Raw genomic sequence first — 14,645 nt, forward strand, 5'->3', positions numbered from 1 at the left:
CATCTGTCACTTCGACTGGTCTCGTGGCCCCGCCGCTCACCTGAGGGTCCACTTCTGGTTGGCCTGGCCCTCGCACTTCCACCGGATCAGCCGGGTGCCGTTGGCGGTTGCCGCGCCGGAGGCGTCCAGGCACTTGCCGTCGAGGTCGGTGATGGTGCCGTCCGAGTGGACGGTCCACTTCTGGTTGGTGCCGCCGTGGCAGTCCCAGATGACCACCTTGTCGTCCTTGTCGTCGTCTACGGCGTCGAGGCACTTGTCGCCGTAGACGACGAGTTCGCCACGCGAGGTCTGCTGGAACGTCTGGTTGCGTCCGCCGGAGCAGTCCCACAACTGTGGCTCGGTGCCGTTGATGCGGGCGTTCTTGTCGATGTCCACACAGCGATCGGAGGCGGCGCCGACGAGGGCCGCGCCGTCGGTGCCGGGGATGCCCTGGACGCGGAGGGCGTCGATGTCGGGGGCAGTACTGCCGGAGGACGCCGCGAATCTGACGGTGTTCGCCCCCTTGGCCAGGTGCGCGAGCAGGGAAACGGTCCGATAGGTGGTGGCCGAGCCGGTGGGCGGGAAGGCCACGACGTGCTTGTACTGGCCGTTGACCTGGATGGTTGCCTTGCGGGCGGTGCTGCCGCCGTTGGCGTAGGTGATGTCGACGAGCTTGGTGCCCGCCGTGGAGGCGGTGACGTCGCTGAAGGTGGGGGTGGTGGCGGTGGTGGTGTCCTCGTAGGTGCTGCCGGAGGCCTCGGTGCCGGAAACGGTCAGCAGTACCGCTTCGTTCGCCGGGACGGAGGTGGTGTAGCTGGTCGCGAACGATCCGGCGTCGGTGCGGGTCCAGGCGTTGCGCACGGTGGCGGAGTCCGGGCTCAGGCCGAGGTCGGCCCAGCGGACGGTGATGTTCGCGGCGGAGCCGGTGCGGTTGAACAGCATGACCGCGCGCTTGCCGGTGCCGGAGAGGACCTTGCCGTAGACCTGCAGGCCCCGGGTGTCCTCGGCGACCTTGACGCCCTGCAGGCCGCGCGGGTCCTGGTCGATGGCGAGGACCTCGGGGTTGGTGAGGATGTCGCGGGTCTCCGTGCTCATCGTGGCCACGTTGTTCCCGGCCAGCAGCGGGGCGCCGGCGATCGACCACAGGCTCATGTGCAGCCGGTTGCGGGCGGGGGGCATACCGTTCAGGCCGACCATCAGCATGTCGGGGTCGTTGTAGTACCCGGTGTGCTGGGCCGCGGGCTGCAGAGCCTCGTCGAAGTTGTAGTACATCTTCGTCAGCTGCGGGGTCTCGTCCTTCTGCAGGATGTCGACGCTGGTGCGCCACAGGTCGCCGTGTCCCGGCGCCCAGTTCCACGGTCGTCCGGAGCCCCACTCGCAGAACGACAGCACCAGCTTGCGACCGGTCACGGCCGAGGCGGCCTCGTTGGCGGCGGCGATCTGCTTGTACGTCGTCTCCTGGTCCAGGCCCTCCACACGGCCGCCGCAGAAGTCGATCTTCACGTAGTCGAAGCCCCAGCGCTGGAAGGTCTCCAGGTCCTGCTGGTAGTGGCCCTCCATACCGGTGTTGGGCGCCTTGGGCCGGGTGGTGGGGTAGTAGTAGCCGCAGCCGTTCTTGCCCGCGTCGGTGTAGATGCCGGCCTTGAGGCCCTTGCCGTGAATGTAGTCGGCGATCGCCTTCATGCCGCCCGGCCACAGGTTCTCGTCGACGACGACGTTGCCGTTCGCGTCACGCCGGCCCTGCCACCAGCCGTCGTCGAGGTTGACGTACTTGTAGCCGGCGGCGGCCATGCCGGAGGAGACCAGAGCGTCGGCCTGCTGCTTGATCACGTTGTGGTCGATGCTGCTGAAGAAGCTGTTCCACGACGCCCAGCCCATCGGCGGCGGGGTGACACCTGTCTGATAGGTGCTTACGGCAGCCGGTTCGGCCGACAGTGGCGTCGACGGCTCCGGCTGGTCCAGGGTCGCCAGACCCGCGAAGGCCAGTCCGGCGGCGAGCACTTGGGCGGAGATGCGTCTGCTCCAACGTCGTGCAGCGGTGCGGGGCATGTGGCTCTCCAGGGGGAAGTGGTGCGCGCCGTGGTCAACCACCGCGCCGGGGGCGAGCGTGATCATGCGGACTGTGCATCCGCGCTCTTGAACAGCGGGGCCGCCGAGGCTCCGCGTCACGGTGTTACGGCGTGAGCTGGGCGAGGTCCACGGCGTTGGCCATCGCCTGATAGCCGGCGTCGTTGGGGTGCAGGTGGTCGCCGGTGTCGTAGGCGGGGTTGAGTCGCTCAGCGTTGCCGGGGTCCCGCATCACCTTGTCGAAGTCGATGAAACCGTCGAAGGCGCCACTGGTGCGGATCCACTCGTTGATGGCTTTGCGGACCAGTTCGCCCTCAGGCGTGTAGTAGCCGGCGTTGGCGTAGGGCAAAATCGTGCCGCCGATGATCTTCACGCCGACGGCGTGTGCTTGGTCGATCACGCTCAGCATGCCGTCCCTGAGAGCCTCGAAGGTCAGGCTGGATCCGTTCGGGCCGGCGTTGCTGCCGATGTCGTTGATGCCCTCCAGCAGGATCACGCTTTTGACGTTGGGCTGGCCAAGCACGTCCCGGCCGAACCGGCTCTTGAGGCTTGGGTTGGTCGACCAGGCGTCTGTCAGTATCCGGTTGGAGCCGATGCCGGCGTCCACGACACCGAGGGTGGGACCGCCGGAGGCGGCGTTCATGCGCCGGGCGAGGTGGTCGGGCCAGCGGCGGTTGGCACCCCAAGTGGAACCGACGCCGTCGGTGATGGAGTCCCCGACGCACACCACGGTTCCGGTGGCGGTCGAGGAGATGACGTCCAGGCCTTCGAGGAAGTACCAGGACCACTTGCTCGTCGGGTAGTTGCCGAGGCCGTCGTCGGCGACGTGGTTGCCGGAGGCGACCCAGGCCTGCTGCTGTGCCTCCTGGTGCCAGGTGGCGGCGGGGGACGTGCCCGACACGCGGAGGCTCACGAGCTGGTTCGTGTCCGCGGCCGCGGCCATCGGGATCGGGTCGCTGGCGATGTCCTGCCCGGCGGGGATGGTGACGGATGTGCTCTTGTCGAAGAGTACGGTGCGATGGGTGCCGGGGACGGCGGTGCCGGGGGTGCTGCCTTCCCTGGCGAGGTCGACGGCGTCGATGGTCAGCGGTCCGGTGCCGTATCGGTTGCTGAGCCGGACGCGGAGCTGGGAGCCTGCGACGGTGGTGTGCGCGACCATGCGGATGCTCTTGTCGGTGAACGATTCACCGTTCTTCATCAGGCCGACGGTGTGGGTGCCGACCCGTGTGAGCGGGGCGGAGACCGGGGTGAGGGTCCAGCGCTGGTTGTCGCCTCCATTGGGCTGCCACTGGATGATCTCGTTCTCGTCTCTGTCCGACGACTGCTTGTTGTCGACGACCAGGCCGTTGGCGGCGTTGACAAGGTTGTAGGCGTCGCCTGCGGTCTGGATCTTCCATTGCTGTTTGCCGGAGCCGTCGCAGGGGTTCTGGACGAGCTGCGGAATGGGGCTCTGAGGGGCAGGGGTGTCCAGACACAGGCCGCTGTTGGCGCTCCTGATGGTGTAGGCGCCGGAGCTGGTCCGGGTCAGCAACCATTGCTGGTTGGCCCCGTTGTTCGACGTGTATTGGATGACGGGTGCGCCGGGGGCGGTCGAGGCAAGTTTGACGTCCATCAGCTTCTCGCTCGCGACGTTCGTCAGGGTGTAGACGGTGCCGGAGACGGGGGTTGCCGAGGCCGCGTGGGCCGTAGCGCCGGTCCCGGTCAGGGCGCATGCCGCGACGCCCAGGCCGACCGGGACCGCGAGACGTCTTGTTGTTCGCATGAGAGCCTCTTTCTTGGGTCTTTGCGTGGTGAGGGGCCCGGCGCGGGGCATCCGAAGGTCCGGCAGTCCACCTCTTGCACCGGGACCACGGAGCGCGAAAGCGCGGGGTTCAGTGGGCAGGGCCGGGGAGTGCGAACCAAACGGATGTGCCGTCGGCGGGGGTTGAGCAGAGGCGGGTGGGGTGGACTGCGCAACGGCCCCGGAGAGCCGCGCGATGATGTCGAGTTGGTCGCCGGTGCCTGCGATGTCGATCCCATGACAGCCAGGTCTTCCAGCCGGCCTGATCGTTGATGTGCTCGGCGAGCTGACCCAGCACGACCTGGTGGGCGTGCGGGGCCAGGTGCGGTTCGCCGGTCAGGGGTCCCGAACGGTCGTGTGCCGCTCGTCCATCCGGTCAGCGGGGTCGGCTGTGCGGGGCGGGTCGGTGACGGAGTCGGGGGCGCTCATCACGGTGCCGCTTTCGGTGCGTGGCCGCGGACGACCGTCAGCCGCAGACCGATGATGCCGACCGGCATAACGACCCCGGGACATTCGAAGCACGCTGGCTCCTTACGACTTCGAGGAGTTGGGATGCGCAGCCGCCCCGATGCCCTGCCCCCCGGCGGCGGCGCGGCGCCGTGACGGCAGTCGTCCTCTGACGGCAAGGGGGATGAGCGAGGGTTCGGGCCGGGGCGGTGCAGCCGGCTGTCGCAGGACTGGCACGCGTACGGCTCCATGGCCCACGGGCTCGGCGATGGGCATGGACATTCGCAAGGCGCGAGGCAGGCGTCGGGCGGTGTGCACAACCGCGTCGGTCCAGGGGGTCAAGCGGTGAGCCGCTTGAACTGCTGATTGGTGCCGGTTCCGCACTTGTACTGGATGAGACGGACATCCCCGGCGGAGCCTTCCGGAACGTCCAAGCAGAGTCCGCTGTGCCGGGCCACCAGGCGGTAGTAGCCGTTGCCCTGGTCCTCGAACTTCCATTGCTGGTTCTGGCCGCTGCCGCACCTGTACTGGTTGACGAAGGCCTTTGCGGTGGAAGCACCCTCGACATCCAGGCACTTGCCGCTGTGCTGGGCGAGGATGCGGTAGTAGCCGCCGCCCGCGTCCTCCAGACGCCACTGCTGGTTGAGGCCGCCGTTGCAGGCGAATTGGATGACGTGGCCGTTGTCGGCGGCGGAGTTGTCCTTGACGTCGACGCACTTGTCGCTGTGCCGGGCCACGAGGTTGTAGTAGGGGCCGCCGCCCACGCCCTTGACCGTCCCCGCCGCCGCGTCGATCTCGACCTTGGGGTACCAGGGCAGGTTCATGGTGGTCCTGGTCGGGAAGGTCAACGGCAGCCAGACGTATGTGGAGTCGTTGACCGGGTCCTTCCCGTTCATGACGGCGCCGGCCCAGCGGTCGCCCATGTACAGGAACGAGGTGTTGCCCGAAGTGCCCTCGATGGGCAGGACGAACGTGGTCTGGGAGTTGTAGGCGATGCCGTCACCGACCTCCTTCATCTCCGTCCAGGGGCCGGCGATGCCGGCAGCCGTGGCGTACATCTGCTGGTTGGGATTCCAGCCACTGAGGCCGGAGGTAAGCATGAAGTAGACACCGTCACGTTTGAACAGCGCCGGAGCCTCCCGCCCCTGGCCCGGCCAGGGGTTGGCGACCAATGGGTTGTCGGCGTACCCCGTGAAGTCGGCGTTGAGCTTGTAGATGCGCAGGTCGGCGTTGTTCTTGGCGGCCGTTACCTGGTAGGCGGTCTCACTTCCGTCCGCGTTCTTGTCCACGTACAGCGTCATGTCCCGGGACTCAGTGGTCTGGGTGGTGTCGTTGCCACTCGGCGGCTGGAAGCTGCTCAGATAGTCGTAAGGGCCCTCGATCTTGTCGGAGACTGCGACGGCGGCCCTCGCCTCGAGGTAGTCCGTGGCGTTCTCCTTGTGCATCCACATGACGTACTTCTTGGTGGTGCTGTTGTAGATCACCTTGGGACGCTCGATCTTGGCGGACTTCAGCTCGGGATCGCTCGCCTGGTCAAGGGCATCGCCCACCCACTCCCACTTCTTCAGGTCGGCCGACTTGTAGACGGAGACGGCCTTGAAGGTGTCGTTCGCGTGGCGGTTCTCCCCGAACCAGTAGTAGTAGCCATCGGTGTGCCTGATCACCCCGCCGCCGTGTGCGTCGACCGGGTCGCCATTGGTCCCGATGAAATCGTTGGGGTTGTCCAGGGTGACCGGGGCGGCCTGGGCGGGCGGCGCGACCACCAGTAGTGCGAGCATGCTGGCGCAGGCAGCCGGCAATGGCGTGAGAACACGTCTGAGCATCATTGCTCCTTCGTGAACGGGAGGGCGGCTTCGGTAAGGAGAGTCGAACCCGCCCTCGGGCGGCTCTTGGTCCCATTGGTCGATCTGTGGTGCCAAGATCGAACGAGGGATGAGAAGTGGGGTGCGTCCGCTGTCGGCCTTCGGCCGAGTCCCGTTCAGCGGACTTCCCCGAGGTGTTCGACGGCAGCCCGGCGGGAGTCCGGCGAGGCCGTCGTCATCGCAGTCGGCTGCGAGAAGGGCTCAGGTGAAACGGGGGACGCAGTCCGGGCAGACGGAGAGCGTCCGGTCGGGGGCGCTCGACCGCTGGATGAGGCCCACGGAAATGGGGGCGTCCGTCCAGCGGTTGCACCTGCAGCAGAGGTCGGCATTCACCTGTCCCGAGTCTCCTGCTCTTGATCGGGATGAGTGTCGTGGGGCGTGGGCGTTCGGGCTGGGGAGGGACAGCTGCCGCTCTGTGCTCAATTCCGGCTCCAGGAGGATGGGGGTGGGACGGGGGCAGCGCGGGCCGACGATCAGCCCTTGTTGGCGCCGAGGGTGAGCCCGCTGACGAACTGTCGTTGCAGCACGAAGTACACGATCAGCGTGGGGACCGCGGTGAGCAGGGCGCCGGCGGCGATCAGGTTGGGGTCGGTGAAGTACTGGCCGGAGAGGTTGTTGAGCGCCGACGTGATCGGCATGTTCTCGCCGGTGGTGATCAGGACGATGGCCCAGAAGAAGTCGTTGTAGATCCAGATGGACAGCAGCGTGGCCAGGGCCGCCATCGCCGGGCGGCACAGCGGCAGCGTGATCTGCCAGTACTGCCGCCACACCGAGGCGCCGTCCACCAGCGCCGCCTCGGTCAGTTCGTGCGGCAGGGAACGCATGTAGTTGCTGAGCACGAAGGCGCAGAAGCCGGACTGGAAGGCCACATGGATCAGCACCAGGCCGAGCGCGGAGTCGTACAGCTTGCCGCTCATCGTGATGCCGGGCAGCTCGATCAGCAGGTACAGCCGGTACAGCGGGGTGATGATGACCTGCTGCGGCAGCAGGTTCCCCGCCGTGAAGACCAGCAGCAGCGCCAGGTTGAGGCGGAAGTCGAAGCGGCTGACGTAGAAGGCGACCATCGAGGACAGGAACAGCGTCAGCAGCACCGCCGGCACGGCGATCAGCAGTGTGGTGCCGAAGTAGTGCGGCATGTCCGACTGCTGGAAGGCGTTGGTGAAGTTGTCGAGGCTCAGTTTGTCGGGCCAGGACACGTAGCCCTTGGTGCTGGTCTCTCCGTACGGGCGCAGGGCCGCGAGGATCGCCCAGAGCAGCGGGGCGAGCCAGGCCAGTGCGGTGCCGGCGAGGAAGACGTGCAGCAGGATCCGGGCCGGGCGCAGGGGGGTGCGTTGCTTGCCGAGCGCAGGGGTGAAGGCGCTCACGATCGCCGCTCCTTCCGGAAGGTGGCCACCAGGTACGGGATGATCACGGCGAGCGAGATCAGCAGCAGGACGACCGCGATCGCGGAGCCGTAGCCGATGCGGCTGGACTCGCCGATGATGTTGTTGGTCACGAGGATCGAGAGCAACTCGGTGCCTTCCGCGCCCTTGTTGAAGACGAAGACCAGGTCGAAGGCGCGCAGGGCCTCGATGATGGTGACGACCAGGACGATGGTGTTGGTGGGCCGCAGGGAGGGGAAGATGACGTTCTTGAACGTCTGCCATTCGTTCGCGCCGTCGAGCCCGGAGGCTTCCCGCAGCGCGGGGTCGACGCCCTTCAGGCCGGCCAGGTAGAGGATCATGAGGTAGCCGGTGTGCCGCCAGGAGGCGGCAACCAGCACGGCCCAGAGGTTCAGATCTGGGTCGCCGATCCAGTCGATGTAGTGGCCGGGCTCGTTGGCTCCGATGAGGCTGTTGATCAGGCCGGTGTCGGGGTTGTAGACAAGCTGCCAGACGAAGCCGATCACGGCGAACGACATCACGACGGGCAGGAAGAACGCGGTCTGGTAGACCCTGCTGAACCGGATCTTCTTGTCCAGCTGTACCGCCAGGAACATCCCCAGCGGCATGGGTACGAGGATCAGAGCGGCGAGCCAGATGACGTTGTGCTGGACGGCGGGCCAGAACTGCGGGTTGGTGGTGAACAGTTCCCTGAAGTTGTCCAGCCCGACCCACTTGATCGAGTCGAGGCCGATGCCGTCCCAGGTGGTGAAGGCCAGCGCGATCGAGGCCAGCGCGGTGACCCACACCAAGGCGATGTGCAAGGCGGTGGGCACGCCGGCCATGAGCCAGAGAGTGAGCCGGTCGCGTCGGGTCAGCAGCCGTTGGTGGCCCTGTCGCACCCGCTCGCTCCTCCCCTTTGCCGACGGCGTCTCCGGGGGTCCCGGGGGACGGGTGTTCGTCACCCCCGGGGTGCTCGTGATGTCGGTCCCGGTAACGGTGTTCCGTGTGAAAGTCATGAGGTGGCGAAGATCGTCTTCTTCTGGCGCTCGATCGACGAGAGCAGGCTGTCGGTCCCCTTCGGATCGCGGATGAACTTCTGCAGCGCGGGCTGCATCACCGTGGAGGTGAAATCCGGCCGGCTGTCACGGTCCATGAACTGCGTGAGGTGCTTGGCGCGGGAGATCATGTCGTACGCCTTCTTCTGCAGCGGTGTGTACGAGGAGGTGTCCGCCGTCCTGGAAGCGGCGACGACACTCGGGTCGGACTTGAGGTAGAGCGCCTCGGCCTCCGGCGTGCCCAGGTACTCCAGCAGCTTGACGGCGCCGGCCTTGTTCTTCGGGGCCTTGCTGAGCATGAAGCCGTCGGTCGGCGCCTCGACGGTCTCCTGGCCGTACGCCGGGTCGATCTCGGGGAAGGCGAAGAAGTCGAGGTCGTCCACGTCGGCCGGGTTGGTGAACTGCTGGGCCACGAAGGTGCCCAGCAGGTACATGCCCGCCTTCTTCGAGGCGAGGGTCTGGGCGGCGTCCTGCCAGGTGCGGCCGACGGCGCCGTCCTGGTGGTAGGGAAGGAGCTCGGTCCACAGGTCGAAGGTCTTGCGCACCTTGGCGTCGGTCCAGGAGGCCTTGCCGGCCATCAGCTCGACGTGGAAGTCGTAGCCGTTGGCACGGAAGTTGATCTGGTCGAAGGTGCCCATCGCGGGCCAGGCGTCCTTGTCACCGAAGGCGATCGGGACGAGGCCGTCCTTCTTCATCTGCTTGCACAGCGCGACCAGCTGGTCCCAGGTGGTGGGGACCTCGTAGCCGTGCTGCTTGAAGACGCTCTTCCGGTAGAAGATCGCCCAGGGGTAGGTGTACAGCGGCACGAAGTAGTACTTGCCGTCCTCGCCCTGGCTGAGCACCTTCATCGCGACGGGGAAGTTGCCGCCGATGGTCTGCCACACGTCGTCGATCGGGGTGGCCAGGCCCTTGGCCGCGAAGAACTGCATGCGGTACCCGGCGAACCAGTGGAACACGTCGTCCGGCGTGCCCTGCAGATACGAGTTGATCTGCTCCTGGAAGGTGTTGTGGTCCTTGGTGTTCACATCGACCGTGAGCCCGGACTGCTTCCCGAACGCCGAGTAGATGTCGGCGAACGCCTTCTTCGGCACCGCGTCCGACGCATTGGAGCCGACCGTGACGGTCTTGGGGTCGCTCGCCGAACCGCTGCCGCCGCAGGCGCTCAGCAGCGGGATGCCGGCGCCGAGCGCAACCGCCCCGCCCGCTCCCCGCAGCAGCGTGCGGCGAGCGGGGCCGGGAGAGGAGGGACCAGAGGAAGAGAGTTGCATGACGACTCCTGGGGCAGAGCGGCGGTCATCGGAATCCAGACCGCGTGGCACACGATCGACCAGAAACGAACGAGATCAAACAGTGAGCCCATGAGAGCGGTTCGGCCCGCCGAACGTCAAGAGGCGCGCATCCCCTTTTTGTGACCCCTACGAAAAGCGATGACCTGGGGAAATCGCTTTCTCTGGACGCCAGTTGCAGGATTTCCGCAGGCCGACGCGATGGGTGCGCTCCCATGGCGAATGCGCCTGCATCGCACATCAAGCAAGCAAAGCCGCAAGCGCGATGGCGCCACACCGGACAGGGCGTCAGCATGAGGGCAGTGAGCACCGGCTGGGGAAGTCAACGACTCCGGCTGCGCACGCCCAGGACGTCAACGACTCGGCTGCGCACGCCCACTACGGACACGCCCGATACCAGCGAAGCCTCAGCGGCGGCGCACTCGTCGAACGCCGTAGTCATCAGGAAAGCGGGGCCGCGCCCCTTCGCCCGGCCCTTCCGAGCTGAGGGGCTGAGGGGTGATCACCCGCTGTACGTCCGCCGTGCCGTTTCGCGCGTCGTGCCACCGGTTCGCGTCCAGCACACGCCGCCGAGGCAAGGCTCACGGTCGGACAGAGGACGGTGCGTGCCCGGCGGGTCCGGTCTCCACGCAGCAGTGGACGTCTGAGCGGCGGCCAGAACCCTGCGGCGGCGTCCGCAGCGGCAACGTGTCGCCGATCAACTTCAGCGCGGACGGGGTGAGCCAGTCCTGGAGTGCGGCGAAATCCGCGTTCTTTCGCGGCTCGGTCTCGCGGCGGCCCGAGGAGACCAAGGGCCGTGGGCGCGGCGCCACCAAGGGCCGTGGGCCCGGCGCCCACCGGGCAGCGCAGACACCTCACGCCATGGCCTGGTCCGCTGCGTTCACGGACCCCGAGGGCGCGGGCGCGCGCCAGACCGCCACATCGAGGTCGGCCAGTGTGTCGGAGTTCCGGTGGGATTGCGGTGCGGGCCGCCGGCACCGCGCCGAGTGGGCCAGGATCGTCGCCAGACCCTAAGGCCGTCCGTCGGCTGCGCCGGAATCGAGAGCCGCCCTCGCGATCCGTCGGCTCGCCGACGATTTCCGTGCCTGAGCGCGCAGGCGGGCAGTGGCGTCCCCGATGTCGTCGATGACGAACATCATGCGCCGAAGACCCAGCGTGTTCGCCGGTGCGTCCGCCGGCTCAGCGCTGATCGCCGTCGGCGCGTGGAACCTCGTCAGCTGCAGCCGCCCGTGGCCGTCCGGGGGCCCGAGTCACCGCGCTCGACCCGCCCGCCGTCGAGCCCGCCGACCCGGTTCGGCCAATTCCCCTCGACGGGCATGCAGGTTGGCCGCGTCTGCGCCGGATCTGAAGACCGCCGCGTCGTCGACGCCCCCACGCCCGACCGCCACCCTCGGCGACACCGCGCCCGCACCCCGCGTGTCCCCCTGGTTCGGCTGCGCCCCGCTCGCCCGGCCTAACGGGCCGTTGTCAGCTCGGCGGGACGGGGAAGAGCATGCAGCTGCTCGTGGCATGGGCGAGCAAGCGGTCTTCGGAGTCGAGCAGTTCGGCCTGCGCCAGGGCCGTGCGGCGGCCGTGGTTGAGCACGGTGCCGACGGCACGGACCTTGCCGGTGTCGACGGTGATCGGACGCAGGAACTTCACGCTCAGGTCGAGCGAGGTGTACGCCATGCCGACCGGAAGCACCGACTGCACCGCACAGCCCGCGGCCGAGTCGAGGAGAGTGGCGTAGACGCCTCCGTGGACGCTGCCGATGGGGTTGTAGTGCTCCTCCCCCGGCTCCAAGGCGAAGACGGCGTGGCCGAACTCGACTTGCTCCAGGGCGAATCCGAGCGTCGCGGCGATGGGCGGGGCGGGCAGACGTCCGCTCAGCACGCTGCGCAGGAAGTCGAGGCCGCTCTCCTGGCCGACGTCGGCCGCGGAGATGCTCGGATCCTGCCACTCGACCGTGCGTGATCTCGCCATGCGCTCTTCCTCTCCAGCTGGCTTCAATATCCGAAGCTAGTAGCGCGAGAAGCTGGCTGTCAATGTCGCAGTCAGCCTACGATTACGGACATGACCTGGCTGGAGACGAGCACCGAGAACTGCACGGTGCAGCGCACCCTCGATCTGATCGGCGAGAAGTGGTCGCTGCTGGTGTTGCGCGACGCCATGAACGGCGTGCGCCGCTTCGACGACTTCCGCCGGCACGTGGGACTGTCGGAGGCGGTACTGGCGGACAGGCTGCGCAAACTGGTCGCTGCCGGAGTCCTGGAGACCGTCCCGTACCGCGAGCCGGGCCACCGCACTCGTCACGAGTACCGGCTCACCGGCAAGGGCTGGGATCTGTGGCCGGTGATGATCGCCCTGAAGCAGTGGGGCGACCGCTACACGGCCGATCCGGAGGGGCCGCCCCTGGAGGTCCGTCACCGTGACTGTGGTGAGCCCCTGGAGACGGTCGTCGTCTGCGCGGGCGACCACGGGCCTCTCGCCCCGCGGCAGGCGTACACACGGCCTGGTGCCGCAGCTCATGTGACCACGGGATGATGCTGGTCGGTGCGCTGGCCCTGTCTGTCGCCTTCGGCGACACGAACGCTCAGGCCGGTCGCCGTGGGGTTAGACGGCTCCTGCGGGGCCGCGCGGCCATCGAGTACGACACCGACCAGCCCAGGGGCTGGACGACACCCTGCGTCGGGTGTGTTCTCTTTCGCAATGGCTCGCCGGCAACGGGTCTGAACCGCGTCCTACGGGAAACCCGAAAAGGATGAACGACTCCGAGATTCCATATGGCGACGGCCGGCCCGTGGACGTGTACCTGGACCTCCTCCGCTTGCAGATGGACGCGGAGGACTACAGCCGTCTGCTGCGCGCGGTGACACCTGTGCTGAAGGCGATCGAAGAGGAGCGCCTCTTCATGGTCGACCTCACGCTCGACCCAGGGTCCGACGACGAGCTGCCCCAAGAGGTCCGTGACGAGGCCGCCCTGGTCATCGCCACCGCAGTGACGGGTCGGCTGGACAACGAGTTGGTCGAGATCGACGTCGACGAGGCCGACCCGGTCAGGATCGTCACGGACGCGAACACCGCTGCCGATCCGGTCCGCCTCGGCGAAATCGCCGACTACGTCAAGGAACGGCACAGGGAGAACCAGGAGCTGCGGGGCATCGCGGAGGCGAGCGGGCTGCCGACGGACTTCTGAGCGGCAGCGGCCTCCCGCCTCGGCTCGCTGTTCTCTGTGACGCGACCGCGCTACCCCGTTCCAGCAGGGCGATGAACGGCCGCATGCGTGGCCGGCTGAATCAGCGCCCGGTAACCCCACGACCGCACGCCGGTCATCCACCGACGCGGCCACCGGCGCCAACGGGTACGGGAGGCCCACCACGCTGCGCGGTCAGGAGCGAGCCTCCTCCTGCCTGCCGACCCTCACCAACCAGTCCGCACGGACGGCGTCGGCCACGGGTTGCGGTCATGCCATCCCCTCCCCTCGGTGAGACGCGGACGGCATGTGTGTGGCGGTGCGCGCGACAGGACCCGAGATACGGGTCCGCGAGACCGGTTTCTCCCGTGGGTGATCGAGGCACTCGGTTCACCGGTGAGCGCGCACCCGTCGGGGGTGAGCAGGTGACCAGCGCGGTAGGACCAGGACTCCGGCGACGGGGGCGGAACAGAAGGCGGCCGATGACGACGATCGGTGTGGAAGAGGAGTACCTGCTGCTCGACCCGGACACGGGTCTGCCCGTGCCGCTGGCCGACAAGGTGCGCACCGCGGCCGGGCTCGCGCCGTTCGTGGCCGATGAGGAGGTGCAGAGCGAGCTGCTGCAGGCTCAGGTCGAGGTGGCCACCCCGGTGTGCGAATCCCTGGAGGAGGTCAGGGGGCATCTGCTGCGGTTGCGGAACGCCGTCGGGACGGCGGCCGAACGGCACGGCTGCAGGGTCGCGCCCTGCGGGACCTCGCCGCTGCGGCACAGCCGCCCCGTGGCCGTCACCGACAAGGCCCGTTACCGCGCCATGCGCTCACAGGCGCCGCAGCTGGTGGCGGAGCAGCTGGTCAACGGCATGCACGTCCATGTCGCGGTGCCCAGCCGCGAGGAGGGACTGCAGCTCATGAACCGGCTCCGGGTGTGGCTGCCGACGCTCACGGCCATGTCGGCGAACTCACCCCTCTGGGACGGCCGCGACACCGGCTTCGCCAGCTGGCGCACGGTGATCTTCGGCCGTTGGCCGGTCAGCGGCATGCCCCCGCATTTCCACGACGTGGCCGACTACGACCGGCGCGTGCAACGGCTGCTGAAGAGCGGGCTGATCTCGGACATCGGTCAGTTGTACTGGCTGGCCCGTCTCTCGGCCTCGTATCCCACCCTGGAGGTGCGGTGCCTGGACGTCCAGCTGCGCGTCGACGACGCGGTGAAGCTCGCGGGCGTGGTCCGGGCCCTCGTCCAGACGGAACTCGACGCGGTCTCCGCCGACGCCCCCGCCCCCGAGTGCGCCCCTGAGCTGCTACGGGCGAGCCTGTGGCACGCCGCCCGGCATGGTCTGAGCGGCACCCTCGTCGACCTGGAGGGCAACACCCGCCCGGCCGGCGAAGTCCTGCACCAACTCCTGCTCCACATCATCCCCGCCCTCGAAGCCTCCGGCGACACCCGGCAGGCGACATCCCTGATCGACCACCTGCTGCAGCACGCAACCGGCGCCGACCGACAACGCACCGCCCTCACCGAGGGCGGCATCCGAGCGGTGACCGACCTCATCAGCACGTAGAGCAAGGCGCCGCGCCTGCCCGTTGCCCCGGACCTGCTTCCAGCCGGCAGGCACGGTGGTCCGACGCACAG

General features: G+C 67.9%; 10 protein-coding genes. 3 read left to right on the forward strand and 7 right to left on the reverse strand.

Features of this window, described 5'->3' with window-relative positions; all coding sequences use genetic code 11:
- Window positions 1-36 precede the first annotated feature (36 nt).
- The 7 genes from ACIBU0_RS02490 to ACIBU0_RS02520 all read right to left on the reverse strand — a co-directional run bounded on the left by ACIBU0_RS02490 (window position 37) and on the right by ACIBU0_RS02520 (window position 11,802).
- Complete coding sequence (locus tag ACIBU0_RS02490) at window positions 37-2,028, reverse strand: ricin-type beta-trefoil lectin domain protein (protein WP_398811739.1); 1,992 nt, start codon at window positions 2,026-2,028, stop codon at window positions 37-39.
- A 124-nt stretch (window positions 2,029-2,152) separates the two neighbouring features.
- Entirely contained in the window at window positions 2,153-3,808 is a 1,656-nt protein-coding gene (locus tag ACIBU0_RS02495; protein ID WP_398810457.1) for an RICIN domain-containing protein, read from the reverse strand.
- An 803-nt stretch (window positions 3,809-4,611) separates the two neighbouring features.
- Window positions 4,612-6,096 (reverse strand): RICIN domain-containing protein, encoded by a 1,485-nt coding sequence (locus ACIBU0_RS02500; RefSeq protein ID WP_398810460.1) that lies wholly within the window; start codon window positions 6,094-6,096, stop codon window positions 4,612-4,614.
- Between the two features lie 512 nt (window positions 6,097-6,608).
- Window positions 6,609-7,499 (reverse strand): carbohydrate ABC transporter permease, encoded by an 891-nt coding sequence (locus ACIBU0_RS02505; protein ID WP_398810463.1) that lies wholly within the window; start codon window positions 7,497-7,499, stop codon window positions 6,609-6,611.
- Complete coding sequence (locus ACIBU0_RS02510; RefSeq protein ID WP_398810466.1) at window positions 7,496-8,515, reverse strand: carbohydrate ABC transporter permease; 1,020 nt, start codon at window positions 8,513-8,515, stop codon at window positions 7,496-7,498. Before ACIBU0_RS02510 ends, ACIBU0_RS02505 begins: the two co-directional genes overlap by 4 nt.
- Window positions 8,512-9,822, reverse strand: coding sequence for an ABC transporter substrate-binding protein (locus ACIBU0_RS02515; RefSeq protein ID WP_398810469.1), 1,311 nt, complete (start codon window positions 9,820-9,822; stop codon window positions 8,512-8,514). The genes ACIBU0_RS02510 and ACIBU0_RS02515 overlap by 4 nt, the downstream gene beginning before the upstream one ends.
- A gap of 1,485 nt (window positions 9,823-11,307) precedes the next feature.
- Entirely contained in the window at window positions 11,308-11,802 is a 495-nt protein-coding gene (locus ACIBU0_RS02520; RefSeq protein ID WP_398810472.1) for a PaaI family thioesterase, read from the reverse strand.
- Between the two features lie 90 nt (window positions 11,803-11,892).
- On the opposite strand from ACIBU0_RS02520, the gene ACIBU0_RS02525 reads away from it, so the two are divergent.
- The 3 genes from ACIBU0_RS02525 (at window position 11,893) to ACIBU0_RS02535 (ending at window position 14,574) form a co-directional block, all read left to right on the forward strand.
- Window positions 11,893-12,363: a winged helix-turn-helix transcriptional regulator gene (locus tag ACIBU0_RS02525; protein WP_398810475.1), complete on the forward strand. Its 471-nt coding sequence runs from the start codon at window positions 11,893-11,895 to the stop codon at window positions 12,361-12,363.
- Window positions 12,364-12,580: 217 nt separating this feature from the next.
- Window positions 12,581-13,015, forward strand: coding sequence for a hypothetical protein (locus tag ACIBU0_RS02530; RefSeq protein ID WP_398810477.1), 435 nt, complete (start codon window positions 12,581-12,583; stop codon window positions 13,013-13,015).
- Window positions 13,016-13,494: 479 nt separating this feature from the next.
- Window positions 13,495-14,574 (forward strand): glutamate--cysteine ligase, encoded by a 1,080-nt coding sequence (locus ACIBU0_RS02535; protein ID WP_398810480.1) that lies wholly within the window; start codon window positions 13,495-13,497, stop codon window positions 14,572-14,574.
- The last annotated feature ends 71 nt before the right edge of the window (window positions 14,575-14,645 follow it).

Origin of the sequence: Streptomyces sp. NPDC049627, from assembly GCF_044465645.1 — a bacterium.
Classification (GTDB): domain Bacteria; phylum Actinomycetota; class Actinomycetes; order Streptomycetales; family Streptomycetaceae; genus Streptomyces.